Raw genomic sequence first — 26,757 nt, 5'->3', positions numbered from 1 at the left:
GCTCGGGTCTAACCAAAAAATGATGCTACAGGCTGTCCGGATCGCCGCAGAACATCTGGATGCGCGAGCGCAGCCAGCGCTCGGCAGGATCATTGTCCTGGGCGCCGCGCCAGGCCATGTGCAGTTCGAAGCTCTGCGTCTGCAGTGGCAAGTCCTCGGCACGTAGCCCTCCAGCCGCGGTCAGCGCAGCGGCGGTGTAGTCCGGCACGCTGGCGACGATATCGGTTTCCGCCAGCAGGGTGGCCAGGCCGTTGAATTGCGGTACGGCCAGTACCACGTGCCGTTCGCGGCCGAGCTTGGCCAGCTCATCGTCGATGAAACCGGTCAGATCACCCGCGAAAGACACCAGCGCATGGGGGCGCGCGCAGTAATCGTCCAGGCTCAGCGCGCCAGGGACGGTGTCGGCACGCAGCAGCTTGGCCTTGCTGCGGCGCAGCACCTTGCGCTTGGCATTGGCCGGCAGCTCCTCGGTGTAGGCCACACCTACGGAGATTTCCCCGGAAGCCAGCAGCCCGGGCATCATCAGGTAGTTGGTGCGCCGGATCACCAGCACCACGCCGGGCGCTTCGGCGCGCAGGCGACGCAGCAGGGCAGGCAGCAGGGCGAACTCGACATCATCGGAAAGGCCAATGCGAAATACTGCCTTGCTGGTGGCCGGGTCGAAGTCGGCGGCGCGACTGACGGCGGTGGAAATCGAGTCCAGCGCTGGCGAGAGCAGGGCGAAGATCTCCTGCGCGCGCGGTGTCGGCTCCATGCTGCGGCCGGTGCGTACGAACAGGGGGTCATCGAACAGGGTACGCAGGCGAGCCAGCGCCGCGCTGATGGCCGGCTGACCGAGGAACAGCTTTTCTGCGGCTCGAGTTACACTGCGTTCGTGCATCAGGGTCTCGAAGACGATCAACAGGTTGAGATCGAGGCGACGCAGGTCGTTGCGGTTCATCCGGGTACCATCCGAGGGATACGGGCCTTGTCAGCACGGTGTTGCTAATGAGAGCCTTTGCCCGGGCAATAGTACGGGCAGTGTGTAGCGGATTGAAAGACGCTGAATCACTGACAGGCATGAAGACTATCGATAGAGTCTGATAGTGTCGCCGCCGCACAGCGGATAGAGTCCACAGTCATTGAAGTGTTAATCCGCGATCAAGCTCGAGGTAAGCGATGTCCCGCATGATCCGTTTTCATAAGTTCGGCGATGCCGATGTGCTCCAGTACGAAGAGGTTCCGACGCCCGTGCCCGGCCCTGGTGAGGTGCTGGTGCGCGTTCAGGCCGTCGGCCTGGGCTGGAAAGACGTGCTGTGGCGGCAGAACCTGGCAGCCGAACAGGCCAAGCTTCCGGCTGGTACCGGCTTCGAACTGGCCGGTACCGTGGCGGCGCTGGGCGATGGCGTGAGCGACTTCGAGGTCGGCACCGCCGTTGCCGGTTTCCCGGCCAGCACGCCGAATCGTTATCCGACCTGGGGTGATCTGGTGCTGATGCCCAGCCACGCCCTGACCCGTTATCCCGAGGTCCTCAGCCCGGTCGAGGCCAGTGTTCATTACACCAGCCTACTGTTCGGCTACCTGGCGCTGAACGATCTCGCGCACCTCAAGCCCGGCCAGCACGTGCTGATCACCGAGGCCAGCCACTGCATGGCGCCGCAGACCGTGCAACTGGCCAAGGCATTGGGCGCCAAGGTCATCGTTTCCACCAGTTCTGCGGATGATCGCGAGTTCCTGCGCGGCCTGGGCGCCGACAAGGTGATCGCGACCGAAGAGCAGGACCTGGTTCTGGAAGTCGAGCGCTACACCGAGGGCAAGGGCGTCGAGGTGATCCTCGACCAGTGCGCCGGCCCACAGATGAAGCTGCTCGGCGATATCGCCGCACCGCGTGGCAAGCTGATCCTGTACGGGATCAACGGTGGCAACGACACGGCTTTCCCAGCCTGCGCCGCGTTCAAGAAGCACCTGCAGTTCTTCCGTCACTGCGTGCTGGACTTCACCGGTTGCCCGGAGCTGGGCATCGAGCCGAACAACGAGGCGGTGCAGCGTGCGCTTACACACATCAATCAGATGACCGCCGACCGGCTGCTCACGCCGGTGATCGACAAGGTCTTCGACTTCGAGGACTTCGTCGCGGCCCATCGCTACATGGAAACCTGTCCGAATCGTGGGCGGGTAGCCCTGAAGCTGGCCACGGATTAAAGTCCGTGGCCATGCGGTCGCTATAACTTGGGTCTAAGTTCGTTCTAAGGAAAGGGTCATGAGTCTGGTTACCGGCGACGCGCTATCGCTGTTGTTGTTTCGTCTGCATAGCGGTCGTCTGCTGGGGATCAACCTGCTCAAGGTCAATGAGATCATTCCCTGTCCGGCGTTGACCAAGCTGCCCAACCGCCATCCCAACGTACGCGGCATCGCTACCTTGCGTGGCGCCGCGATGACGGTGATCGACCTGGCGCGCGCCATCGGTGAACGTGGTGCGGCCGATGAAGATGACGGTTGCCTGATCGTCACGGAGTTGAGCCGCTCGCGTCAGGGACTGCACGTGAAGAACGTCGAGCGCATCGTGCAGTGTTCCACCCGTGATGTGCGCCCACCACCTGCCGGCTCGGGTAATCGCGCCTTCATTACCGGCGTGACCCAGATCGATGGTGCCATCGTGCAGGTTCTCGATATCGAGAAGGTGCTGCACGATATCGCGCCGGCACTGGAAGAGGCGCCCGTTGGCCTTATTGAAGGGCAGGATGCGCGCCTGTTGCAGGGGCGTCGCGTGCTGCTGGTTGATGACTCGCAAGTGGCATTGCAGCAAACCCTCAATGTACTGCGCCAACTGGGCTTCGATTGCACGGCGGTACGCAGTGCTCAGGCCGCCTTGCAGCAACTGCATGAATATCATCAGGCTGGCATGCCGTTCGAGCTGCTGGTTTCGGATATCGAAATGCCTGAGCTTGATGGCTACAGCCTGGTTCAGGAGATTCGTCGCAGTCCGGACATCGCCGGCACCTATGTGCTGCTGCACACTTCGCTGGACAGTACGATGAATACCGAAAAAGCCCGCTCGGTCGGCGCCAACGCGGTACTGACCAAGTTTTCCTCGGTTGATCTCACCCAGGCCCTGCTCGATGCCTTCCGGCAAATGAGTGGGCAAGCCTGACCCGGCCAGGCCGCACCTTGCCGCCTGGCGGCAAGGTTTTGCCTCTCCCATTTCCGTAAGAACCGCTAAAGCCCAGTAATTCCAATGGTTTGGTCGCGTGCTGCGAGCTGGCACGCGCTTTGAAACAGTGGGCCTTGCAATTGCAAGTCAGTCAAGGAGCACGGAATGAGCACCATTGGAGGTATTGGCAGTTACGGCGGCATATCGCTAAGCGGATTTCGTAACAAACCAAGCGAGGAGCAGGGCGAGCTGGCCCTGATGGCGCGCAACGTCGAAAAGACCACGCGCACGGCGAGCGCCGAGTCGGAGCGGGAGTTTCGCGCCAGGCAGGCGACGGAAGAGGGGTTTGCCCGCCTGCGTGTCGCCTTGCAGACCACAGCCGAAGGTCAGGTGGAAACCGGCGTCAGTTCGGGAACCGTGGAAAAACCCCTGGCGGAGGACAGCGGTGACGCTGCTCTGGCCGAGTTCATGGCCTACATGGCGATGACGCCGGCGGAGAAGATACGCTATGGCATCCTCAAGGAAATGGGGCTGACCGAAGAAGATATCGAAGCCATGTCCCCAGAACAGCAGCAGGCTGTCGAGCAGGAGATCGCCCAGCGTATGAAGGACCGCGCGGAAATGCAGGCCCAGGAAGAAGGCAGAGGCCGCTCTTACGGGCTGATCTGACCGGCATCGGCCGTGCTCGATGAACTTGGCGCCATGGGACCTGTGATCTGGATCATGAAGATTCTCTGTTGGGGCCGAATATAGTTGGAATTTTCATGGCTTGGACTGTCTATCAATCGACGACAGTTCAGCTTCCATGAAGGACAGCTGATTCGACATTTCCCAACGTAGAAATCTTTATCAGGCGTTCCCAAAAAATGGATGTTCTTTCCGAGTTCTTCGAGCGCACGAGCCTGCAAGGGCGACTGCTATTCGCCGGCCCGGTGGACGGTACCCTGGTGCTGGATAAGCCTCCTGGCATGGCTTTCATTCATGTGGTCGAACGCGGTGCACTGGATATGGTGCACTCCGAAAAACCACGCGTCGCGATCAGCCAGCCCAGCGTGTTGTTCTGTCCCAGCTGTTGTTGCTACAAGCTGCGCGCCCACGAGCCGGGAGGTGCGGACCTGATCTGCGCCTCGTTCCAGTTCGGGCGCTACGGTCAGCAGCCGTTCGAGCTGGGGCTGGAGGAAACCTTGGTGTTTCCACTGAGTGCCCTGGAGCAGCTCGGGCCAGTCATCGGTTCGCTGGTCAACGAGTTCCGTACGCCCGCGCCCGGCCGCAGCAAGGCGCTCAACCTGCTGTTCGAGTACGTGTTCGTACTGCTGGTGCGCCGCGCCGTGAACGAAGGGCGTATTACCAGCGGTCTGCTCTACGCGTTGCAGGACAGTCAACTGGGCCCTGCGCTGATCTGCATTCACCAGGAACCTCAACTGGCCTGGAGTGTGGAGCGTCTGGCGGAGCTGGCGAAGATGTCGCGTACCAAGTTCGCCGCGTTGTTCAACGAGGTGATGGGCATGACGCCGATGGCCTATGTCACGGCCTGGCGCATGAAAGTGGCGCAGGACCTATTGCGCGAGGGGATGCCGATCAAGGTGATCGCCGACGCGGTGGGATATGGGTCGCAAGCATCCTTCTCGCGAACCTTCGCCCAGCAAGTCGGGCAACCACCGGGCGAATGGTTGCGCGGTGAGGGGCAGGACCTGCCGGCGAAGCTGCAGGTGCAGATCTATCGCGATTGACCTTGGCCAGGCTCAGGGCGGCTTGCGCCCTGGGCCCGGCATCATTCAGGCGACAACCGGGATCAGCGGATCGGCAGCAGCCAGGGCGATGTCGCGCTTGGCCTCCGGCGGGTAGATCCACTGCGTGTTGATCTGCGTTTTCAGCTCCTTGCCTTCCTTGCCGGTCAGTACCACTTTACGCTCCCAGCCTTCGGTGAACACCGCGCCCCAGGCGCCCAGGTCGAGGCAGGTGACGTACTTGGGCTGGCTGTAGGGGATCGGCTGTACGCCAAGCAGATCGGCCGCAGCGTTGTTGCCGGATGAGCGGCCCAGGGCGATGGCATGCTGGCAGGTCATCAGCGCGTGGTTGCCCAGATCATCCACCGCCGCATATGCCGTATCGCCCGTGGCGTAGACGGCGTCCTGACCCAGAACCTTGAGGTTGCGATCCACGTGCAGGCGGCCAAAGGCATCGCGTTCGCCGTCGATCTGCTGGGTGAGCGGAGAAGCCTTTACACCCACGGTCCAGACCACGGTGCTGGCCTCGATACGTTCGCCATTGTCGAGCTGCACGCCTTGTTCATCGACCATCGACACCGGGCTGCCAAGTTTCCAGGTTACCCCGAGCGTATCGCTGGCCTCGGCGATCACCGTGGCGATCTGCTCGCCCATGACGCTGCCGACCTGTTTGCCCATGTCGACGATTATGACGCGAATATCCGCCTGGCTACCGAGGATGGCGCGCAGACGTGCTGGCATTTCCGTGGCCGTTTCGATACCGGTGAAGCCACCTCCCACCACCACGACGGTATTGCGCGCCTGGCTGCTTGGGCGATGACGCAGGCCTTGCAGGTGAGCCTCGAGCTTTTGCGCGGACTCCAGGCTGTCGACATCGAAGGCGAAACGGTCGATGCCGGCCAGCGGTGGGCGGGCAACCTGACTGCCCGAAGCAAGGATCAGCCGGTCATAAGCCAGTGTCGACTGCTCGCCACTGACGCTGCGGTAGAACACCTGCCTGTTCTGCGCATCGATACGGGTGGCGCAGCCCTGCACGAACTGCACGCCGACCGCATCGAACAGCGGACCGAGCGGAGCCACCGTGGTCGTCAGGTCTGTTTCATAGAAGCGTGGGCGCACGCGCAGCTCGGCTTGGGGGGCGAGGAGGGTAACGGCGATGTCGAGACGCTGATGCTGGTCCAGAAGACGAATCGCGCTCAATGCGCTCCACATGCCACCGAAGCCGGCGCCGATGATCAGGATTTGCTGTTTCATGTCGTTATGGTCCGTAATGAGGGGAGGTGTTTGGCTGACTACGGAGCGAATTTTGCCGCTAGCTTGGATCAAGGTATTGATCCAATATCTACATAAATAAATGGTCCACTTTGGAGGCGATATGCCGCTCGAGAAAGCCGCCCCGCAAGTGCTGTTCCTGCCGCTGGGAACCCCGGAAAACGGGGTCAGCCTGCAGAGTTGGCTGTATGAGTCGTTGCGCGGCGCCATTCTGGGCGGGCGTCTGCCGGCTGGCAGCAAGCTGCCCAGCACCCGTGCCATGGCCGAGCACTATGGTCTCGCGCGCGGAACGGTACAGGCGGCTTATCAGCAACTGCTCTCCGAGGGCTATCTGCAGGCGCGGACTGGCAGCGGTACACGCGTCAGCGAGGTGCTGCCGGATCCGACGCTCAATGCCGGCTATGTACGCCGCAAAGTGGTGGCCAAGAACGAGGAAGAGCGTGTTGCCCCACAGACGCCATGGCTGAACAAGCTGGCCGAGATCGAGCCGATCTTCTCGCGTCGCACTTCGCCTTCCGGCCTGCGTCCGTTCTTTCCGCACCGGGGTGATATCAACGCCTTTCCCATTGACCTGTGGCGCAAGCTGCACACGCAACAGCTGCGCAGTTCACGTCTGTCGATGCTGCTCGATGGCGACCCGGCAGGCTTGCACGCGCTGCGCGAGGCCATCGCCGGCTACCTCGCCATCGCCCGCGGCGTACAGGTCTCACCGCAGCGCATCCTGGTACTCGGCAGCGTGCAGCAGGGCCTGGATATCTGCCTGCGTTTGCTGGCGCCAGGTGATTCGCAGGTCTGGATGGAGGACCCTGGCTACCCAGGTGCCCGGCAGCTGATGGACATTTCCGGCGTGAGCCGTGTGGATGTGCCGGTGGATCGCTGCGGCCTCAAGGTGGACGAAGGGCTACGCCTGGCGCCAGGCGCTCGACTGGCATATGTCACACCGTCGCGTCAGGCGCCGCTGGGTGGCGAGCTATCGCCAGCTCGGCGTCTGGCGCTGCTGCGCTGGGCGGCGGAGCAGGGTAGTTACATCTTCGAGGATGACTACGACAGCGAATACCGCTTTATCGCCAAGCCGATTCCGGCGCTGCGTTCGATGCCGGGCGCCGAGCAGTCGGTCATCCTCGCCGGCACCTTCAGCAAGCTGCTGTTTCCCTCGATTCGCCTGGCCTATCTGGTGGTGCCTGAGCATCTGATCGAGTGTTTCACCCGTGCCGCTGCGCTGATGTCGCGGCATGCCAACAGCCTGGCCCAGGCCGTGTTGGCCGACTTCATCCATGAAGGGCATTTCGACCGTCATGTGCGGCGTATGCGCAAGATCTACGCAGCGCGCGCCGATGCCTTCGCCGAGGCGGCGCACAAGCATTGGCAGGGATTGATCGAGGTACCGGAAATCCGCGCGGGTATGGACATCGCCTGCCGCTTGCAAGTCGAGAACGAGCAGGATGCGTTCGCACGTTTTCAGGCAGCGGGCGTCGACGTGCTGCCGCTGGCGAGTTACTGCGTCAATACCAGGGCGCCAGGGCTGGTGATGGGCTTCGCGCCTTATGAGGAGCAGGCAATCGAAGAGGCGGCCCAGGCTGTCGCCCGGGCCTTGCGCAACTGAGCGAGAACAGCCCCGGCCAAGCCGGGGCAGCGACCATCAGAGGATGCTCAGTGGGTATTCGACGAATGCGCGAATCTCGTTGAGATCCGGCCCTACGTCGGTGCTGGAGCGGTAGATGGAGTTGCGCAGACGCAGGTGCAGATCCTTGGCTGCACCACTTTGGATGGTGTAGCCGATCTGGTTGAAGATCTCGCGTTCGGTGCCGTTGTTGTCAGTGCCGGTATCGATGTTGTCACCACGGACGTAGGCGAACTTGTAGCGCAGGCCCGGCACGCCGTACTCGGCGAAATCAAGCTCGTAGCTGGCCTGCCAGGAACGCTCGTCCTTCAGGTTGAAGTCCGAGTAGTAGGAGTTGGCCAGGTAGATGCTGGCGCCACCATCGCCGTAGTCATAGGCGAAGCCGGCATCGCCACTGTTGCGCTGATGAGCGACGATGAAGGCATGGGCACCGATGCTGTACTTGGCTGCCAGGCTCCAGATGGTGTTGCGATCACCCTGGCCATCGCCGCCAAGATCGATTGCGGCTACCGAGCCGGTGTCATACTTGGTGCGGTAGATGTTGAAGTCGAAGTTCAACGCCTGATCCGCCGCCAGAGCCAGGTTGTAATTGGCGTTGGCGTAGTAGCGTTTGTACATGTCCTCGAGGTCGGCGTGATAGACCGCCAGGCTCAGGTCATCACTGACGGCGTAGCTGCCGCCGAGCACGTCGATGCTCTTGAGACGATTGGGGTCGCGCGCCGAGTCGCCCATCGGGCTGTCGGCGGTGAAGCGTCCTGCATTCAGTTCCAGTCCCTCGATCTCGTTGCTGGTCACCAGCGTACCGGTGAAGGACTGCGGCAGCAGGCGGCTGTCGTCATGGGCCAGAACCGGCAGGGAGGGGAACTGGTTGCCGTACTTGATCACGGTATTGGAGACGCGCAGCTTCACCGCACCACCGGCCTGGGACAGATCATCCACTGGGCGACCTTCGCTGTCGGTGTCGAAGAATGCGCGATAGTTGCGGCCGCGGCCGCTGTCGAGCTTGATCCCGAGCAGGCCAAAGGCGTCGACACCGAAACCGACCGTGCCCTGGGTGAAGCCGGACTCGAAGGTGGCGATGAAGCCCTGGCCCCAGCTCTTGGCGTCGTTGGTGTTGTCCTTGTAATCACGGTTAAAGTAGGCGTTGCGCAGCAACAGATCGAGGTTGGCGTCTTCGATGAAACCCTTGGCTTCGGACTGGCTGCTGGCGTGCGCCAACTGCCCGCCCAGCGCGAGGCTGCAAGCCAGCGCGAGACAGTGCTTCTTGTGCATGGGTGCTCCCGGTGTTGGTGTGCTGTTCTAAACGCGCCTCACAGCGAGGTAAGGCCCGGCCCAGAGGGCGCGCTTAGAGTTATCACCCCGTCTGTCGATGCACTATTCGAGCTGATTGATGATCACTATCAATGACTTCGATGCGCTGTTGCAGTCGATCGACGATAGGCTTCACACCGATGAAGATTCCAGGGGCGGCGGTTTTGCTTCACTCCCGAAAGCCGTCGCCTTGGCTCCACTTCATCTCCTTTGGTTAAGACGACTTGTGGCCGCCTGGTGATCCAGTGCGGCCTTTTTTCATCTTCTTGGCCTGCGGTGAGTGCTGGCCAGACGAGTGATTCAATGAAAGTCGCGGCTGCGTATGTCCAACCCGGTCAGTAGCTCCGTCATATCCGTCAGACGCCCTGCGATCACATGGCGCACGCCATCTTCCGTCTCCAGATGACCGTCGATGCGCAGCAGCTGCGACTGCACCAGCACCCGCCGCTGGCGCTCGGCCAGATCATGCCAGACGACGACGTTGACCAGGCCGAACTCATCTTCGAGTGTGACGAAAATGACCCCACTGGCGGTTTGTGGCCTTTGCCGGCCGATCACCAGGCCGGCAACGCTGACTGGCCGGCCATGTTCGACCGCCTGCAGTTCATGCGAACTCCGGCAGCGCCGCGCGCGTAGCACCTGGCGCAGCAGGGCCAGTGGATGCGGGCCGAGGGTGGTGCCGAGCGTGGCATAGTCGGTCAGCAGATCTTCCCCTTGCGAGGGTGCCGGCAGGCTCAGGCTGGCTTCGTTCGGCGCAGACACGCCGGCGAACAGCGGCAGTTGCTCCTCTACGCCCGCCACGGCCCAGCGCGCCTGATGACGATGACCAGCCAGACCGGCAAGCGCGCCGGCATCGGCCAGTCGCTCGCGCGCCGAAGCATCCAGGCGTGCCCGCACGCTGAGGTCTTCGACATCACGGAATGAACCTGACTGGCGCGCCTGTTCGATACGGCGCGCGTCGTCTTCACGCATGCCGCGGATCATCCTCAGCCCCATGCGGATGGCCGGCTCGCCATGTTCATTGGGCTCCAGGCTGCAGTCCCAGTCGCTGTAGCGTACGTCCACGGGGCGCACCTCGACGTCATGCCGCCGCGCGTCCTGCAGCACCTGGTCGGGGCTGTAGAAACCCATCGGCCAACTGTTGACCAGGGCGCAGGCGTAGGCCGCGGGCTCGTGACACTTCAGCCAGCAACTGGCGTAGGCGAGCAGGGCGAAGCTGGCGGCATGCGACTCGGGGAAGCCGTAGCTGCCGAAGCCCTCGATCTGGCGGAAGATCCGCTCGGTAAATTCCTGCGTGTAACCCTTTTCCTGCATGCGCGAGGTGAGCCGCTGACGATGCGGTTCGAGACCTCCATGGCGTTTCCAGGCGGCCATGCTGCGGCGCAGCTCATCCGCTTCGCCTGGGGTGTACTCGGCGGCGACGATGGCCAGTTCCATCACCTGTTCCTGAAACAGCGGCACGCCGAGGGTGCGCTCGAAGACCGGCTTGAGTTCATCGGAGGGGTAGTCGATAGCTTCCTCTTCGTTCCGCCGACGCAGATAGGGATGCACCATGTCGCCCTGGATCGGCCCCGGGCGGACGATGGCCACCTGGATCACCAGGTCGTAGAAGGTATTCGGGCGCAGGCGCGGCAGCATCGCCATCTGCGCGCGGGATTCGATCTGGAACGCGCCGATGGTGTCGGCGCGGCTGATCATGGCGTAGGTGGCCGGGTCCTCCTTGGGCAGGGTGGCCAGCGTCCATTGCGTACCGCGGTAGCGCTCGATCAGGCCGAAACAACGGCGCAGGGCGCTGAGCATGCCCAGGGCCAGCACGTCGACCTTGAGCAGGCCGACCCTGTCGAGATCGTCCTTGTCCCACTGGATCACGGTGCGCTCGGTCATGGTCGCATTCTCCACCGGCACCAGGGTGTCCAGCGCGTGCTCGGAAATGACGAAACCGCCCGGGTGTTGCGACAGGTGCCGGGGGAAGCCGATCAGCTCGCCGGTCAGGATCAGCACGCGCCTGAGCAGCGGATTCTGCGGATCGAAGCCCGCTTCAAGCAGGCGTTCCGGTGTTGGTGGGCCGCTGCTCCAGCGGCCACAGCAGTCAGCCAGGGCATTGACCTGATCCGGCGGCAAGCCAAGGGCCTTGGCGACGTCGCGTATCGCCCCGGCGCCGTGGTAGGTGTTGACCACGGCCGTGAGCGCCGCACGCGTTCGCCCGTAGCGGCGAAATACGTACTGGATGACCTCTTCACGGCGCTCATGCTCGAAATCGACGTCGATATCCGGTGGCTCGTTGCGCTCGCGGGAGAGAAAACGCTCGAACAACAGCCGGCTCTCGGTGGGGTCCAGCTCGGTGATGCCGAGCGCGAAGCAGACGCTGGAGTTGGCCGCCGAACCCCGGCCCTGGCAGAGAATGTGCTGCTCGCGGGCGAAGCGGACGATGTCATGCACGGTCAGAAAGTAGCTTTCGTATTCCAGCTCGGCGATCAGCGCCAGCTCATGCTCGATCTGCGCGCGAGCGGTGGCCGGCACACTCTTGCCCCAGCGTTCGGCAGCGCCACGCTCCACCAGAACGCGCAGCCAGGAGGTGGGGTCATGACCTGCCGGCACCAGTTCGTGCGGGTAGTGGTATTCCAATTGTTTGAGGTGGAAGCTGCAGCGCTCGGCGATGCGCAGCGTTTGCGCGAGCAACTGCGGCGGATACAGCTCGGCCAGCTCTTCAGGCCGGCGCAGATGCCGTTCGCCATTGGCGAACAGATGGGCGCCGGCCTCGGCCACCGGCAGATGATGACGGATGGCGGTCATGCAATCCTGCAGGGCGCGGCGGCCACGGGCATGCATGTGCACGTCGCCACAGGCCACGGCAGGCAAAGCGTGCTGCTTGGCCAGGTCGAGCAGATGCTGCAGGCGCTCGGCATCGTCCGCGCCGCGGTGCAACTCGACGCCCAGCCACAGGCGCTCGGAGAATATCGAGCGCAGCCAGGGCAGGGCAGTGGTGTCATCTTCGCTGAGCCAGATGGCCAAAAGACCATCGAGCGGTACCACGAAATCCTCGTGCAACAGCCGATAGGTGCCCTTTGCCGCCCTGCGTCGCGCCCGGGTGATCAGGCCGCATAGCGCCTGATAGCCCACCAGGCTCTCGGCCAGCAGCACCAGCTTCGGGCCTTTCTCGATCTGCACTTCGCTGCCCACGATCAGCTTTACCCCGGTTTTTTTCGAGGCCTCCCACGCGCGCACGATGCCGGCCAGGGTGCATTCATCGGTGATCGCCAGGGCGTGGTAACCCAGCCGAGCCGCACGCTCGAACAGCTCCTGGGCGCTGGATGCGCCGCGCTGGAAAGTGAAATTCGACAGGCAATGGAGTTCGGCGTAATCGCTCATGCGAACCACCCGTGCAGCAGCAATGGGCCCTCACTGCCGACTGGGCGATACGCCCAGCCGCGCTGGCCGGCACGGGTCTGCACCACGTAATAGTCGCGGCGTACATCCTCGCCATCCCACCAGCCGGATTCGATGCGTTCGGGGCCGGCGAGAATGCGTAGCGAGGCCTCGTGCAGCGGCTGCGGTTCTTTCAGCAGCCAGCCGGGCCGAGGACCGCTGGGTGGTAGCACGGGGCGGGTTGCCTCATTGGCCCAAGCACGTTCGGGGCGGTGGTCGGCTCTGGCACCGAGGCCATGCAGGGCGTCATCACCGAGGCGCGCACGCAATCGCTCGCGTAGTTGCTCCCAGGGCTGGTTCTGTTGTGGTCGCTCGTCGAACAACTGCTGATGCTGCGGCGCGAAGGCCGGTAGTTCCCGCGCCACCAAGCGCACGGCCAGCACCGGCGCTGGTAGCTGCTGATGCTCCAGGCGTCCGCGCGTCAGCTCGAACAGCATGCCGGGATCACGCTCTGCGCTGAGCAGGCCCACCTGTATCTGCGTATCGGCACCCACGCGGTGTTCCAGGTGCAGGGCGAAACGCTGCACACCACTGTCACGCCCGGCCAGGTAGGCGGCCAGGTCGGCTGTCAGCCGGCGTAGCGGGAACAGCAGCGCCTGATGGGATTCCACCTCGAAATTCAGCTCGATACGGGCATCGAACACATCAGCGGGGGTATAGAAATCCAGCGCCAGTGGCCGCTGGCCAAGCAGGGTATCGAGATGGCGCAGCACCTCGGCGGGAAAACGCCTGGCCAGGCTGTCACGCGGTAGAGCCAATAACTGGCGCAACTGCCTGAGGCCCATGCGGTTGCAGGCTGTGGTTACCGTAGCGCCAAGCCCGAGCCGATCCACGGGCAAGGGATCGAGCATCTGTCTGAGCGTCTGCCCATCGCCTGCCATCAGGCCATCACCGATATTGACCAGCACCCGCGCAGCGGCCGGGTTCGGCGCGACCGCAATGCGGTGCTGGAAGGCCAGCGCCGACAGCTCGGCGCGCAGGCGTGCTTCGAAGCGCGGCCAGGGGCCGAATAGTCCCAGGCTCGATTGCACCTCTAGCAGCAGGCAGCGCGGGTAATGCAGGCTGACCTGCGCGCTGAAGCCATAGGCCCAGGCGGCGAGAAACTGCTGCCAACGCTCGATGGCCGCAAGGTCGTACTCCGCCGTAGCGAAACCGCGTGTCAGCGCCTGCGCCGCCGTCAGTGACTGGCCGGGCTTCAACCCCAGGGCGCGGGCCGCCGGATTGACCGCCTGCAGAACGCGCCGCTGCGGCGAACCGGTGAGCAGCGCCAATGGCTCGTCGGGATTGGCGCGGTTACGCTGCACGCCGTCCATGGCCAGTTGCGGCAGCAGGATGCAAGCCCAGAGCATGGCAGGCTCAATGCCAGGCAAAGGCGAGCGGCCGCGCTGGCGGCAAACCACCGCGACACTTGATCACCCGCACTTGTGCCGGCTGGCTTTCCAGCACCAGACGCAGCGCCGCCGGTGACGGGTTGGCGGCCTCTGCCTGCGGCCGGTAGGCGAACGCCAGGGTTTGCCCGCTGCCAGCGGCCACCTGCAGGCGCCTCAGGGAACGATCATCGGCCTGGCGCAACCAGCTCAGCACCGCGCCACAACTGCCCGAGCGCAGGCACTGTTCAGCCGCCCACAAGGCGTCGCGACCCTCGGCCTGGATGATGCTCAGTTGGCGCAGATCGACACCGGCGTGAATCCAGGCCAGGGGATAGGGCAGGTGCGGCGGTGCGACCAGTACCACCCGCTCGCCTGCAACCGTCAGGGCGGCAAGAGTGGGCCACAGCAGGCTCAGCTCGCCGATGCCCGGCACCGCCGTGAGAATTTCGCTGAGCGCAGCCGCAGGCCAGCCGCCGCCAGGCAGTGCGGCATCGAGAAAGCGGTGTCCGGTGGAGAAATGGGCACTCGATGGCGACGAAACGGCCTGACCTCGCCATACACGGCGAGCGTCGATCAGCCGGTCGAGCGCGATCACGGATGACATGGGTAAAAGACCAAATACTGTATATAGATACAGTATTGATGTGGCCGTTGCTCAGGTCAAGCGAATCGAAGGCAGAGGGCGCTGCCATCGGACGAAGCGCCTGCTGCCTGTTCTGAGCCGCTGAAGCACGCGGCCGACGCGGATGGCTTGCCACTCGATAGCCGCCAGTCTGAAGTGGCGAACGCCTGAACAGCGGCCCTGTCAGTTATCGGGTCATCCTTTGGGAAATACTCGACATGAAAGAACACAGCAATCTTCATGACTGGGAGCGCTGCGCAACGATCGGCGGCGGTTTGACCTTGCTGGGCTTGAGCTTGCGGCGCGGCGGAGTGCTGGGCCTGGCGGGCGCGGCATTGGGCGGGTGGCTACTGGCTTGCGGCCTTCAGAGGCATCACGAGCCCAAGCGCGCGGGGCAGTTCGACCCACTCGCGCCAGGTGCCGAAAAGGCCCGCTACGCGCATATGCCGCTGGATTCCGAGGTGCACAGCCCGGACTTCGCCACGCAGGACGTGCTGCCCGATACCACGCCGATGGGGCACGAACGGACAGGACGATGAACGATCCGTTCGACCTGACGCGGTTCGTCGAGGCGCAGCAGCGCGACTATGCGCGGGCCCTTGATGAGCTGTGTGCCGGGGCCAAGCGCAGCCACTGGATCTGGTACGTGTTTCCGCAGTTGCGCGGCCTCGGTCGTAGCGAAATGGCCGAGCGCTACGGTATCTCCGGCATCGACGAGGCGCGTGCCTACCTGGCGCATCCGTTGCTGGGCGCACGTCTGGAAGATTGCGTGCGTGCCTTGCTGTCGCATCGCGGGCGGCCGGTGCGGCAGATCATGGGTTCGCCGGACGACCTCAAGCTGCGTTCGAGCATGACCCTGTTCCAGGCCGCCGCGCCGGCCCAGCCACTGTTCGCCGAGGTGCTGCAGGCGTTCTACGACGGCGAGGCCGATCCAGCGACCTTGCAGCGCCTGTAAGCCTCAGGACTCGTGTACGGGCCAGATACCGCCGTCGCCGACCACCACGATGCGCTGCCCGGGTTCGACGCGAAAGGTCATGCTGCCGGTGAAGCTGCCGAAGGCCGGCAGCAGGCTGACCTCATCACCCAGCACGAAACACGGCAGGCGCAGGCGTTGCCGGCCCCGGCCGCGCAATGGGTAGGCCGGATGCAGGTGGCCCGCCAACACGTGGTGGGTAGCATGCGCGCGCGGTTCGTGCTGCAGGGCGAATGGGCCGAGCAGCAAAGGTTCTTCGACCACCTCGATACGCAGGTCTTCAGGTGGGTCGCCCGCGCGCTTGTCGTGGTTGCCGCGCACCAGTGTCATGCCCAGCCCGGCATGCCGCTCGCGCCATTCGGCCAGCGCCGCCAGTGTGGCCGGCGTGCGTGAGCCGGGGGCGTGGAGAAAATCGCCGAGAAAGATCAGTTGCCGGCAAGCGAAACGCTGCAAGAGGGCGTCCAGCCGCTGCAGATTGGCCGCGGTGGTGCCCTGTGGCACCGGCTGACCCAGGGCACGATAGGCCGCAGCCTTGCCGATATGGATATCGGCGATCAGCAGTGCCTGCTGCTGCGGCCACCAGATGGCCTTGTCCGCCAGCAGCCAGAGTTCGGTACCGGCTAGTTGCACGCTGTGATAATTGGTAGGGGTTTCGGTCATTTGGTCTCTATCAGCGGCGTTTTTTCGGGCGCTGCGCTGGTGGTCTTGGCAGGCCGTCCTTGCCTTGACGCGGAGAGCGGCCTTTGCGCGGCGCCGGGCGCTCGTCGTCGATGGCGAATGCCGGGTCCTGATAGCCGCCCGGCCCGGCGGCCTGCTCCAGATCGGCCACCATACGCCGGATGCGGTCAGCGAGTTTCTCCGAACTCAGGCTTTCGCGAAAGCGTTCCACCAGCAGCGGGAAGGCGAACGGCGTGGCGCGCCTGACCGTGCGGATATCCAGCCGGCGCGACTGCAGGCGCTGCAGGGTGTGCTGCAGGCGCTGCACGTCCAGCTCCTGGCGCAGCACTTCTTCCTGCGCCTGGCCGAGCAGCAGGTTGCCCGGGTCGTATTGGCTGAACACGTCGAAGAACAAGGCGCTGGAGGCCTGTAGCTGGCGGGTGCTCTTCGGCGCGCCGGGGTAGCCGCTGAATACCAGGCCGGCGATGCGGGCGATCTCGCGAAAGCGCCGGCGCGCCAGTTCACCGGCGTTGAGGCTGGCCATTACGTCGGCCAACAGATCGTCCGTGCTGAACAGCTCGGGCGTGAGCCGCGCGGCGAAATCCACCTCGCTGGGGCAGAGCAGCTCCAGGCCGTAATCATTGACCGCGATGGACAGGCTCAGTGGTTGCTCGCGGGCCAGGCGCCAGGCCAGCAGGCTGGCCAGCCCCAGATGCACCGAACGCCCGGCGAAGGGATAGAGGAACAGATGCCAGCCTTCGCGGGATTTCAGCACCTCCGCCAGCAGCGTGGCGGCGCCGGGCAAGGCGGACCAGGCCTGCTGCACGTCGAGCAAGGGGCGCAGCAACTGCATCTCCGGGCCGGTGTATTCATGGCGCGCAGCGGCATCGAGCTTGGCCAGCACGGCATCCGCCAGTTCGCTGGACAGCGGCATGCGCCCGCCATTCCAGCGCGGGATCGCCGCCTTGCGGCTGGTGGCTCGGCGCACGTAGACAGTCATGTTCTCCACCCGCACCAGCTCCAGCGTGCGGCCGGCGAAAAGGAAGGTATCGCCGGGGCGCAAGCGGGCGATGAAACCTTCCTCGACGCTGCCCAGCGAGCCACCACCGCCGCCCTTGCTCCAGTACTTAACCGCCAGGCTGGCGTCGCTGACGATGGTGCCGATGCTCATGCGATGACGCCGCGCCAGGCGCGCATCGGGCACCTGCCACAGGCCGCTGCCGTCCGGCTCGGCGCGGCGGTAGTCGGGATAGGCGGTCAACGAGTTGCCACCGTGGCGGATGAAGGCCAGCGCCCACTGCCATTCATCGTCGCTAAGGCTGCGGTAGGCCCAGGCGCTGCGCACCTCGGCCAGCATGGCATCGGCCTGGAAACCGCCGCCCAGGGCCATGCTCACCAGGTGCTGGACCAGTACGTCGAGTGGTTTGTCCGGCGACTGCCGCCCCTCGACCTTGCGTTCGTCCACCGCGGTTTTCGCGGCGGCGGCTTCCAGCACTTCCAGGCTATGGGTCGGCACCAGGGTTGCGCGTGATGGCCGCCCCGGAGCATGGCCGGAGCGCCCGGCGCGCTGCATCAGGCGGGCTACGCCCTTGGGCGAGCCGATCTGCAGCACCCGTTCCACCGGCAGGAAATCCACCCCGAGGTCCAGGCTGGACGTGCAGACCACGGCTTTCAGCCGGCCCTCCTTGAGCGCCAGTTCGACCCAGTCGCGCACCTCCCGCGACAGCGAGCCGTGGTGTAGGGCAAGCAGGCCGGCCCAGTCCGGACGTGCCTCCAGCAGCGCCTGGTACCAGGTTTCCGCCTGCGAGCGGGTGTTGGTGAACACCAGTGCAGTGCTGCTGGCGTCGAGCTCCTCGACCACCTGCGGCAGCATGCGCAGGCCCAGGTGCCCTGCCCAGGGAAAGCGCTCCAGACCGGCCGGCAGCAGGCTGTCGATGCGTAGGTCGTTGGCCAGCTTGCCCTGCACCAGGCGCCCGGCCTGCATCAGCACCTCGCGGGCATGGTCGAGATTGCCGAGCGTGGCGGACAGCGCCCACACCAGCAGCTCCGGCTTCCACAGACGCAGCCGTGCCAGGGCCAATTGCAGCTGCACCCCGCGCTTGTTGCCGAGCAGCTCGTGCCACTCGTCCACCACCACCATGCGCAGGTGAGCGAAGGTCTCACGGGCGTCGGCACGGGTCAGCAGCAGGGTCAGACTTTCCGGCGTGGTGATCAGCGTGCTCGGCAGCCGGCGGCTTTGCCGCGCGCGTTCGCTGCTGTCGGTGTCGCCGGTGCGCAGGCCGATGCTCCAGGCAATCTGCAGATCATCCAAGGGCGCCTGCAGGGCGCGGGCGGTGTCGGCGGCGAGGGCGCGCATCGGGGTGATCCACAGCACCGTCAGCGGCGCCATGACCGGTTTCTTGCGCGGGCGAGGGCTGGCGGTAACGGCAGGAGAGGGCGTGGCGAAACGGTCCAGGGTGGCGAACCACACCGCGTAGGTCTTGCCGGAACCGGTGGAGGCGTGCAGCAGGCCCGACTCGCCTGCCTTGACTGCCTGCCACACCTCCTTCTGAAAGGCGAAAGGCTTCCAGCCGCGCTGGGCGAACCAGGCAGCGGACAGACTCCGCCGGCGAACGGGCTGATCCATCAGAGCAGGCCCTGCAGCGTGGCCAGGGTATCGGCGTCCTCCACCTGCTTGTCGGTGCGCCAGCGCAGCATACGCGGGAAACGCACGGCGACGCCGCTCTTGTGCCGCTTGGACAGGGCGATGCCCTCGAAACCCAGCTCGAACACCAAGGTCGGGGTGACGCTGCGCACCGGGCCGAATTTCTCTACGGTGGTCTTGCGGATGATCGCATCGACCTTGCGCATCTCTTCATCGGTGAGGCCCGAGTAGGCCTTGGCGAAGGGTACCAGCACGCGCTCGCCAGGCGTGGAGTCGTCCCACACGGCGAAGGTGTAGTCGCTGTACAGGCTGGCACGGCGACCGTGGCCGCGCTGGGCGTAAATCAGTACCGCATCGACACTGAACGGGTCGATCTTCCACTTCCACCACAGGCCCAGATCGCGGGTGCGGCCGACCCCGTACAGGGAGTCGCGGCGCTTGAGCATCATGCCTTCCACGCCCAGCTCACGGGAGGCTTCGCGCTGACGGGCAAAGTCCTGCCAGTCGCTGCCGGTCAGTTGCGGTGACAGCTGCAGGCGCCCATCGCCGACTTCCGCCACCAGCAGCTCCAGGCGGGCGCGGCGCTCGTCCTGGGGGCGTGACCGCCAGTCTTCGCCACGCCATTCCAGCAGGTCGTAGGCCAGCAGCGCGGCGGGCACGTCCTGCAGCAGCTTCTTGCTCAGGGTCTTGCGGCCGATGCGTTGTTGAAGCAGGGCGAAGGGCTGGATGCCGAACACCGTCTCGCTGTCTGTGGCGGGCTCCTTCCAGGCCACCAGTTCACCGTCGAGCACGCTGCCGTCCGGCAGCGCCTCGGCCAGTTCGTGCAGCTCCGGGAAGCGTTCAGTGATCAGTTCCTCGCCGCGGGACCACAACCACAGCCGCCCGTCGCGTTTGACCAGTTGCGCGCGGATGCCGTCCCACTTCCATTCCACCAGCCAGTCGCTGGCCGGCCCCAGTTGCGTCTCGAACTGCTCAAGCGGCAGTTGCAGCGGGTGGGCGAGAAAGAAGGGGTAGGGCTGGCCGCCGCGCTGGGCGTGTTCGTCTTCCGACTCGGCGGCGATCAGCGCCAGGTAGCGCTGCGCCGTCGGCCGATGCGACAGGTCGGTGTAGCCGACCAAGCGCTGCGCCACACGCTTGGCGTCGATCTGCGCCAGGCCGGCCAGGGCACGGGTCACCAGCAGCTTGGAGACGCCGACGCGAAAGGCGCCGGTGAGCAGCTTGAGGCTGACCATCAGGCTTTCTCGATCCAGCTGCGCCCATAAAGGTGGCAGACGCTCGGCCAGCTCCGCTGGCGTCAGGCCGCGCAGGGGCAGCAGTTGTTCTTCCAGCCACCAGGCCAGGCCTTGGTCGGACACATGTTGAGAGTCGGGCAGGAGTAGGGCGATGGTTTCCGCGAGATCGCCAACGGTCTGGTAGCTTTCCTCGAACAACCAGTCGGACAGGCCGGAAAGCTGCGTGGCCAGCTCGCGCAGCACCCTTGTCGGCACGATCTGACGGGGCCGGCCGCCAGCTAGAAAGTACACCGCCCAGGCCGCATCCGCTGGCGGCGCTTCGGCGAAATATTCCTGCATCGCCTGCAGCTTGGCGTTGCTCGAGGTAGTGGCATCCAGCCGCGCGTAGAGTTCGGCGAAGGCTTTCATGGGCTCGGTTCCACGTCGTCTTCATCACCGTATTCGGTCTGAAAGGCGCGGGCGTCGAGGCCTTGCTCGCGCAAATGACGCACCAGCACGTTGACCTGGCCGTGGGTGACCATCACCCGTTCGGCGCCGGTCTGCTCGATGGCCCAGAGCAGGCCGGGCCAGTCGGCATGGTCGGAGAGGGCGAAGCCGCGATCCACACCACGCCGCCTACGGGTGCCGCGCAGCAGCATCCAGCCGCTGGCGAAGGCATCGCTGTACTCGCCAAAACGACGCATCCAGGTGCTGCCGCCGGCCGAGGGCGGGGCGATGATCAACGCCTGACGCAGCAGCGGGTCATTCCTGGCGATATCACCAGCGTATTGGGTGGGCGGCAGATGCACACCGCCGGCGCGGTACACCTCGTTCAACGGCTCCACGGCGCCATGCACGAGGATCGGACCGATGCTGGCGTCGATGCCGTGGAGAATGCGCTGGGCCTTGCCGAAGGAATAGGCGAACAGCACGCTGGCCTTGCCGGCGGCGGCATTGGCGCGCCACCAGGCGTCGATACCGGCGAAGATCTCGGCCTGGGACGGCCAGCGGTAGATCGGCAGGCCGAAGGTGGACTCCGTGATGAAGGTATGGCAACGCACCGGCTCGAAGGGTGCGCAGGTGCCGTCCGGCTCGACCTTGTAGTCCCCCGAGGCGACCCAGACTTCGCCCTGGTATTCCAAACGCACCTGGGCCGAACCCAGCACGTGCCCGGCGGGATGAAAGCTCAGGGTTACGCCGTGATGATCGAGGCGTTCGCCGTAGGCCAGGGTCTGCAGGCTGATGTCATCGCCCAGACGCGAGCGCAGAATGCCTGCGCCGGGCGCCGCCGCCAGGTAGCGACCGTTGCCGCGGCGGGCGTGATCGCCATGGGCATGGGTAATGACCGCGCGTTCCACCGGCCGCCATGGATCGATGTAGAAATCACCGGGCGGGCAGTAAAGACCTTCGGGACGGGCGACGACCAGATCCATGAAATCCCCTTGGCGCATTGGTGGAACTTAGAACGCCGGGGAGAAGATTAGGTTCGGATTTCAGGCCAGGCCAGCGTCGCCATCGAGAGTTTCGGTGCGCTGCTGCGGTGGATGGAAAGGCCGTATCGGATAACCAGTACGGCCTTCTGGCTCAGCGGAGGTGAGTCGTTATCCGCATCAGGAGCGCAAGGGAACGGCTACTGCCGACTTGAACAGTCGCGTACGGACGTCCTTGGCCAGCATCAGGAAGAGCAGGGCGAAGCCCACATAGCCATTGATCACGTAGACGACATTGATCAGGCGGTCGAAGGGGATGGTCAGACCAACGACGGTGCCGATCACTGCAAGCGATACCAGCAGAACGCGGTGGCGTCGGCTGTTCTCGTCCGGGGCGAAGCGTTTTACCGGCGCCCACAGCAGTGGCGCTGCGGTGGTGAAAATGGCGACGAACACGATCAGTGCGAAGCCGAGCGCCAGGGCCGGATGAATCTTGGCTATCAGCGCCAACGTAGGGATCTGCGTACCGGCCACGTCATCGAGATGTGCGGCCAGGCCCAGCATCATGGCCAGCACTGCCAGGCTGAACATTACCGCGCCCAGCGTCGCTCCCCAGCAGGCTTCCTTTCTGCTGGAGGCCGATTTGCCGAGATTGGTCATGAATGCGGCCAGCCACATCATGCAAAAGCCGACATAGGACGCGCAGGCGATGAACCAGTTGCTGCTGGCCTGCAGAATGGTGCGATCGCTCACCAGCGGTTCCAGTTTGGCCAGGTAGTTCTCCAACCCAGCAGGCGCGATGGCATAGCTGACGACGCCGATGATGATCGCCAGAACGCTCAGCAGTGGGCCAATCAGGCCGATGATCTCCACCAGGCGTTTGAAGCCGAAGAGCAGTGCCAGCAGGGAAAGGCTGCCCATCACCGCACCACCGACCCAGTTCGCCCAGCCGAACTGCTGATGCAACGCGGCACCTGCGCCGGCGATCATCACCCAGAAGGACATGAACAGGAAAACGACCGAGAAATAGTCGAAGAAATTGCCGATCAGTTTGCCGCAGTAGTACTGATAAATACTTTTAGGCTCGCTGAACTGTTGTTCATAGCCGGCGCTGACGAAACTGAGATTGACGTAGACGAACAGCAACAGCATGAGCGCGACGCTGGCGATGCCGCCATAACCGTATGCGACGAAGTACTGCATGATTTCCTGACCTGTGGTGAAGCCAGAGCCCACCAACAGTGCGATCAGAGCTCCACCAGTCAGCATTACGCGCATCAAGCGCACGGGGTTGTCGTTCCGAGACATAAATTTGCACCTTGTATTATTGGTCTTGTTGAGGCGGCAGCGGCGGATGTCTGTGACGTGCTGGAGGCACGGCGCGCTCCGGTCTGCAGGTATTGCGGGTTCCTTGTGGCTGTAGATGCAGGAACAGTAAGCTCGGGACGTCGTTTTCGGAGCAACTGCAAGCGGCATGAATTCGTCTGGATGCGACACGTTCGTGGGGCTGCGATGCTGCAAGAGTTCCGGTTTGCCGAGCGCGCGCTAATCGGGAAGAATCCAGGTACATCCACTGCTCTCGATGGCTGCCAATGAACAGGCAGAGGAGGGCGCGCTTACACGATGGCTCCAGTGGACAGTGGGTTGAACATGCCGCTTCTGATAACAAGTCAAATAACAACGGGTTCGGATAAGGTCTTGAAAGTGTTGCCAAAACGTAGCTTCAGCGAAGCCATGCAGGGGAAGAATCTGCGTTTCGTAGATGACAAGAAACAGCCGGTCAAACAGGCCCGGGTCGGTTTTTTGCTGCTTGAGCATTTCTCCTTGCCGGCCTATACCCAGGCGCTCGATACCATGGTCACGGCCAACCTGATCAGCCCCGGCTGCTTCGTTACCGACTCTTACAGCCTGACAGGCGAATCGGTTACCAGTGATCTGGGGCTGGTGATCTGTCCCGGTGCGCAGATACAGCTGTCGAACATGGCAGACATGGATCTGCTGGTGATCTGCGGTGGCTTGCGTACGCCATTGAAAGCCTCGCCGGCACTGAGCGCCTTGCTGCATGGTGCGAACAAGCAGTCCGTCGCGCTGGCTGGGCTATGGAATGGCGCCTGGTTCCTGGGGCAAGCCGGGCTGCTTGATGGCCACAAATGCGCGATCCATCCGGAGAATCGTGCCGTGCTGGCAGAAGTTGCCAAAAACAGCCAGGTAACCAGCGAAAGTTATATGGTCGATGGCAATCGATTGACCGCCGCCAGCCCGAGTGGTGCCTTCCATATGGTGATGGAGTGGATTCGCAATCGACATGGCCGGGAACTGGCAGATGGCGTTACCGACATCCTGGCCTTCGAGGAATCGCGTTACCGCCGCGCGCGTCCGTCGCTGCACGACAAGATGAGCGAGCCGCTGCGCAATGTGGTGCAGCTGATGTCCGCCAACATCGAAGAGCCACTGAGCCTGAGCCAGATTGCCGAGTATGTCGGGCGTTCCAGGCGGCAGATCGAGCGGTTGTTCCAGGATCAGATGACGACCACGCCAGTGCGTTATTACCTGGAGCTGCGCCTGACCGAAGGGCGACGTCTGCTGCAGCATTCCGATCTGCCGATCCTCGATGTGTCCCTGGCTTGCGGATTCGTCTCATCGAGTCATTTCAGCAAGTGCTACACGGAGTTCTATGGTTATCCGCCGTCAAAGGAAATGCGCTACGGCAATGTGCGTTCCTCGAAGGGTGAGAAACCTGGGGTTCGCACGTAGCTGCAATATGTTTAAGTTCGCATAATGTATATTATGTTAAATTACGTATTAGGAAAGATGCCCCACCTCGATTGAACTCAGCGTTTCAAGGATTCTAGATCGGGTTTCAAGGCTGACGCCCATGACCGCCCCTGATGACGGCGGTCATGGGTGTCGCCGGGCACCGAAGCTACCTCTTCCTCTCGAGGAATCTTCGTGCCTGATTGACCAGCGCTGGGCCAAAGATGCAATTACAGGTGGAAGTCGCCCGCGGCTTCCGGCTGGTAAAGCACTTTCCTGATTTCGATCCGACGAGTCCGATCGGAAATCCGCCAGTCGATGGCGTCTCCTTCCTGGTAGCCAAGGATCGCCGCACCGATGTCTGAACATACGGAATGCTTGCCGGCACTTCCGTCCGCGTCCTCAGGGTAAACCAGGGCCACTTCGATCTCTTCATCGTCGAGCTGCAGCAAGGCCCTGGAATTCATCGTTACGACATTGCGTGCCACCTGCTCTGGCTTGACGACAATGGCTCGCTCGAGCTCGTGTTCGAGTTCGACAACGGCAGGACCTTCCTCGAGTGCGATCAGGTTCTCGAGCCTGGCCTTGTCGATTTCAGTGATCTGAATCCCCGTGGCGTCGGCAACGGCACCTTCACGCAGCAACTGGCGATAGCGCCCCACCGTCATGGAAAACGATTTCAATGTCGGCGTTTCGTTCTCGAGCATAAAGCCGCTGCGCACGAAGGCTTTCAGGGAGCGCAGGTTGTCCGGGTGGATCTTGGCGATGAGCTTCTCGGCACGCATGTCGAGAAAGGCCAGTTTCATGCCTTCGCGGATCGTGCGGGCGCCGAGGTTTCGGCCCCATTTGTCGCTGTCGCCGATGACCAGGACGATCTCGCACTCCCGGCCGGTCTTGATCAGACGGACAAAGCCCACTGGTTCGTCATGCCGGTCATAGGCCATGAAGAAACGGCCGCCCCGGTTGAACAGATGGGTCAGGATCGGCAACTGCGTCCGATCGATGACTTCCTCGATGGAACGCGAAACATGGCGCGAATCGCTCAGATAGCAAGTGACGCGCTCATCTTCCAACCAATCCATCAACGTCAGCGCGTGTGCCCGAGTAATTTCAGGGCACAGCGAAATGAAAGGCTTGTTCATCTTCACCACACACTTATTCGCAAAGAATGAAAGCCCTTCATGGCTATGGCCATGACGGTTCTTTCGGCAACCGGTTACTTTAAGCCATAACGCGAAGAATGCCGAACCGCCTGCGCGCTTTTCCTGGTAATCGCTCCTCTGGCTGCGGCTGCGCCCCTGCCAACAATCAACCGAATCAAGGCATTCAGCCACCCCTGCCGCTCATCGCCCAACTGCAACATCGTCTCTGCACCTCCACTCCAGACTGAAGGCTCTCCCGCCTTTTGGACCAATCTGGAGGAACACAGATGGAAACCCTGACTAGCCTGTTCGATACCAAGGGTTGCCCCTTGGACAAACAAAAATTCACTTGGCGTGAAATGGCCGGCAAACCGATCAGCAAGCTCGACGACGATGCCTTCACGCGCGTGCGCATCATCCTGATGAATGGAATCGAAACCGATGCCCTGCGTTTGAAAAATATCGGCGCGCGCTTCAATGGGCATCTGCGTCAGGCTCTGGCCGAGGTGCGACGCACCGAGCAGCACCAGGCCACGATGGTCAACTGGCTGCTCTCGGCTGATCACTCACCGTTGGAAACCACAGTGGCCTACGAACAGGTGGCGATCGAGGTGACTGCCGCCGTGGCGCAGACCGAACCTGATCCCTACCAGGCGCAGACCTACCGCTTCGGCCTGCTCGAAGATTTCGATCACCTTTACCGTTATTCGGCGATGCTCGATCGCCTTGAGGGCAAGGACGCGAACAATATTCTCCAGGGCTATACGGACATCATCCCCAGTCGGCCGACCACCGTGCATCACCGCGCGCCCGAGGACGATCTGCGCGACTCCTATCAGCGCGACAGCGCGGCGCTGATCACCAAGATCCACGCAGCGATGATTACCGCCGCCGAATACCAGACGCATGACTACTACATGACCATCGGCCCGACCTTCGCCGATCCCCTCGCCCGTCAGCTGTACGCGGAAATCGCCTCGGTCGAAGAGCAGCACGTGACCCAGTACGGTTCGCTGCAAGACCCAGACGAAAGTTTTCTGGAGAAGTGGCTGATCCACGAAGCGATGGAGGTTTATGCCTACAACAGTTGCATGGAGCAGGAAGAGAACCCGCGGATCAAGGCGATCTGGGAGCGTTTTCTCGACTACGAGCAAGGCCACCTGCATCTGGTTTGCGAGCTGTTCAAGCAGTACGAGCGGCGCGACCCGGCGGAAATTCTGGGAGGCTCGGTACCCAAGCTGATCGAGTTCAAAAGCCAGCGCGACTTCGTACGCAAGACCCTGGCCGAGGAAATGGACCTGCGCGCCAAGGGCCATGATTACGTCGACAAGAAGCACGAGGGCCATGCCAGCCGTGACTACCGCAACCACCTGAACTCCGAGGGCGTACCTGCCGAAGCGGTTTCCGCCGGATACCAGTGGGCACCCGGTACCGAGCTCAGCCTTAAGAAAGCATCCTGAGGATCAA

At 63.4% G+C, this 26,757-nt stretch carries 21 protein-coding genes and 1 pseudogene; 10 read left to right on the top strand and 12 right to left on the bottom strand.

From position 1 onward, the window contains the following. Positions 1 to 25 precede the first annotated feature (25 nt). Positions 26 to 940 (bottom strand): LysR family transcriptional regulator, encoded by a 915-nt coding sequence (locus EL191_RS12350; RefSeq protein WP_013715637.1) that lies wholly within the window; start codon positions 938 to 940, stop codon positions 26 to 28. 218 nt (positions 941 to 1,158) lie between these two features. Between EL191_RS12350 and EL191_RS12345 the strand changes: the two genes are divergently transcribed. The 4 genes from EL191_RS12345 to EL191_RS12330 all read left to right on the top strand — a co-directional run bounded on the left by EL191_RS12345 (position 1,159) and on the right by EL191_RS12330 (position 4,860). Continuing rightward, positions 1,159 to 2,181, top strand: a complete 1,023-nt coding sequence (locus EL191_RS12345) for a zinc-dependent alcohol dehydrogenase family protein (RefSeq protein WP_041979111.1) — start codon at positions 1,159 to 1,161, stop codon at positions 2,179 to 2,181. Positions 2,182 to 2,239: 58 nt separating this feature from the next. Then, positions 2,240 to 3,130, top strand: coding sequence for a chemotaxis protein CheV (locus tag EL191_RS12340; RefSeq protein ID WP_013715634.1), 891 nt, complete (start codon positions 2,240 to 2,242; stop codon positions 3,128 to 3,130). Positions 3,131 to 3,295: 165 nt separating this feature from the next. After that, positions 3,296 to 3,799, top strand: coding sequence for a hypothetical protein (locus EL191_RS12335; protein WP_013715633.1), 504 nt, complete (start codon positions 3,296 to 3,298; stop codon positions 3,797 to 3,799). A 197-nt stretch (positions 3,800 to 3,996) separates the two neighbouring features. Further along, positions 3,997 to 4,860 (top strand): helix-turn-helix transcriptional regulator, encoded by an 864-nt coding sequence (locus EL191_RS12330; RefSeq protein ID WP_013715632.1) that lies wholly within the window; start codon positions 3,997 to 3,999, stop codon positions 4,858 to 4,860. Between the two features lie 45 nt (positions 4,861 to 4,905). On the opposite strand, the gene EL191_RS12325 is transcribed toward EL191_RS12330, so the two are convergent. Continuing rightward, on the bottom strand, positions 4,906 to 6,111 hold the full coding sequence (locus tag EL191_RS12325) for an NAD(P)/FAD-dependent oxidoreductase (RefSeq protein ID WP_041979113.1): 1,206 nt from the start codon (positions 6,109 to 6,111) through the stop codon (positions 4,906 to 4,908). 121 nt (positions 6,112 to 6,232) lie between these two features. Between EL191_RS12325 and pdxR the strand changes: the two genes are divergently transcribed. Beyond that, positions 6,233 to 7,732: a MocR-like pyridoxine biosynthesis transcription factor PdxR gene (gene pdxR / locus EL191_RS12320; RefSeq protein ID WP_041979115.1), complete on the top strand. Its 1,500-nt coding sequence runs from the start codon at positions 6,233 to 6,235 to the stop codon at positions 7,730 to 7,732. A gap of 36 nt (positions 7,733 to 7,768) precedes the next feature. Here the strand turns inward: pdxR and EL191_RS12315 are convergent, their stop codons facing one another. After that, entirely contained in the window at positions 7,769 to 9,022 is a 1,254-nt protein-coding gene (locus EL191_RS12315) for an OprD family porin (RefSeq protein WP_013715629.1), read from the bottom strand. Between the two features lie 118 nt (positions 9,023 to 9,140). Between EL191_RS12315 and EL191_RS24410 the strand changes: the two genes are divergently transcribed. Further along, positions 9,141 to 9,302, top strand: a complete 162-nt coding sequence (locus tag EL191_RS24410; RefSeq protein ID WP_155294770.1) for a hypothetical protein — start codon at positions 9,141 to 9,143, stop codon at positions 9,300 to 9,302. A gap of 59 nt (positions 9,303 to 9,361) precedes the next feature. Here the strand turns inward: EL191_RS24410 and EL191_RS12310 are convergent, their stop codons facing one another. Genes EL191_RS12310 through imuA form a run of 3 tightly spaced genes read right to left on the bottom strand, consistent with a single transcriptional unit; the run spans position 9,362 to position 14,461 of the window. Beyond that, positions 9,362 to 12,430 carry an error-prone DNA polymerase gene (locus EL191_RS12310; RefSeq protein WP_041979117.1) on the bottom strand — a complete coding sequence of 1,023 codons (3,069 nt, stop codon included), beginning with the start codon at positions 12,428 to 12,430 and terminating at the stop codon, positions 9,362 to 9,364. After that, entirely contained in the window at positions 12,427 to 13,836 is a 1,410-nt protein-coding gene (locus tag EL191_RS12305; protein ID WP_041979120.1) for a Y-family DNA polymerase, read from the bottom strand. The genes EL191_RS12310 and EL191_RS12305 overlap by 4 nt, the downstream gene beginning before the upstream one ends. Positions 13,837 to 13,843: 7 nt before the next feature. Further along, positions 13,844 to 14,461 (bottom strand): translesion DNA synthesis-associated protein ImuA, encoded by a 618-nt coding sequence (imuA, locus tag EL191_RS12300; RefSeq protein ID WP_041979122.1) that lies wholly within the window; start codon positions 14,459 to 14,461, stop codon positions 13,844 to 13,846. Positions 14,462 to 14,697: 236 nt separating this feature from the next. On the opposite strand from imuA, the gene EL191_RS12295 reads away from it, so the two are divergent. Next, on the top strand, positions 14,698 to 15,018 hold the full coding sequence (locus EL191_RS12295) for a hypothetical protein (RefSeq protein ID WP_017360938.1): 321 nt from the start codon (positions 14,698 to 14,700) through the stop codon (positions 15,016 to 15,018). After that, positions 15,015 to 15,434: a DUF1810 domain-containing protein gene (locus EL191_RS12290; RefSeq protein ID WP_017360937.1), complete on the top strand. Its 420-nt coding sequence runs from the start codon at positions 15,015 to 15,017 to the stop codon at positions 15,432 to 15,434. The genes EL191_RS12295 and EL191_RS12290 overlap by 4 nt, the downstream gene beginning before the upstream one ends. 3 nt (positions 15,435 to 15,437) lie before the next feature. Here the strand turns inward: EL191_RS12290 and pdeM are convergent, their stop codons facing one another. From pdeM to EL191_RS12265, 5 genes are all read right to left on the bottom strand, one after another. Then, on the bottom strand, positions 15,438 to 16,112 hold the full coding sequence (gene pdeM, locus EL191_RS12285; protein ID WP_041979126.1) for a ligase-associated DNA damage response endonuclease PdeM: 675 nt from the start codon (positions 16,110 to 16,112) through the stop codon (positions 15,438 to 15,440). A gap of 10 nt (positions 16,113 to 16,122) precedes the next feature. Next, positions 16,123 to 18,735 (bottom strand): ligase-associated DNA damage response DEXH box helicase, encoded by a 2,613-nt coding sequence (locus tag EL191_RS12280; protein ID WP_041979129.1) that lies wholly within the window; start codon positions 18,733 to 18,735, stop codon positions 16,123 to 16,125. Beyond that, positions 18,735 to 20,393, bottom strand: coding sequence for an ATP-dependent DNA ligase (locus EL191_RS12275; protein WP_041979132.1), 1,659 nt, complete (start codon positions 20,391 to 20,393; stop codon positions 18,735 to 18,737). Before EL191_RS12275 ends, EL191_RS12280 begins: the two co-directional genes overlap by 1 nt. After that, complete coding sequence (locus EL191_RS12270; protein WP_041979134.1) at positions 20,390 to 21,397, bottom strand: ligase-associated DNA damage response exonuclease; 1,008 nt, start codon at positions 21,395 to 21,397, stop codon at positions 20,390 to 20,392. The genes EL191_RS12275 and EL191_RS12270 overlap by 4 nt, the downstream gene beginning before the upstream one ends. A gap of 177 nt (positions 21,398 to 21,574) precedes the next feature. Continuing rightward, positions 21,575 to 22,702: a YkvI family membrane protein gene (locus EL191_RS12265; RefSeq protein ID WP_026041897.1), complete on the bottom strand. Its 1,128-nt coding sequence runs from the start codon at positions 22,700 to 22,702 to the stop codon at positions 21,575 to 21,577. 399 nt (positions 22,703 to 23,101) lie between these two features. Here EL191_RS12265 and EL191_RS12260 point away from each other — a divergent pair, with 399 nt between their 5' ends. Further along, a complete protein-coding gene (locus tag EL191_RS12260) occupies positions 23,102 to 24,148 on the top strand; it encodes a GlxA family transcriptional regulator (protein ID WP_232005537.1) in 1,047 nt (348 codons plus the stop codon). A gap of 230 nt (positions 24,149 to 24,378) precedes the next feature. On the opposite strand, the pseudogene EL191_RS12255 reads toward EL191_RS12260, so the two are convergent. Beyond that, positions 24,379 to 25,343, bottom strand: a pseudogene (locus EL191_RS12255) (GNAT family N-acetyltransferase). Positions 25,344 to 25,577: 234 nt separating this feature from the next. Between EL191_RS12255 and EL191_RS12250 the strand changes: the two are divergent. After that, positions 25,578 to 26,750: a hypothetical protein gene (locus EL191_RS12250; protein WP_013715596.1), complete on the top strand. Its 1,173-nt coding sequence runs from the start codon at positions 25,578 to 25,580 to the stop codon at positions 26,748 to 26,750. Positions 26,751 to 26,757: the final 7 nt, after the last annotated feature.

It is taken from the genome of Pseudomonas mendocina, assembly GCF_900636545.1.
GTDB classification, from domain to species: domain Bacteria; phylum Pseudomonadota; class Gammaproteobacteria; order Pseudomonadales; family Pseudomonadaceae; genus Aquipseudomonas; species Aquipseudomonas mendocina.
The sequence above is the reverse complement of the archived record's forward strand: the minus strand, read 5'-3'. Positions and strand labels throughout refer to the sequence as shown.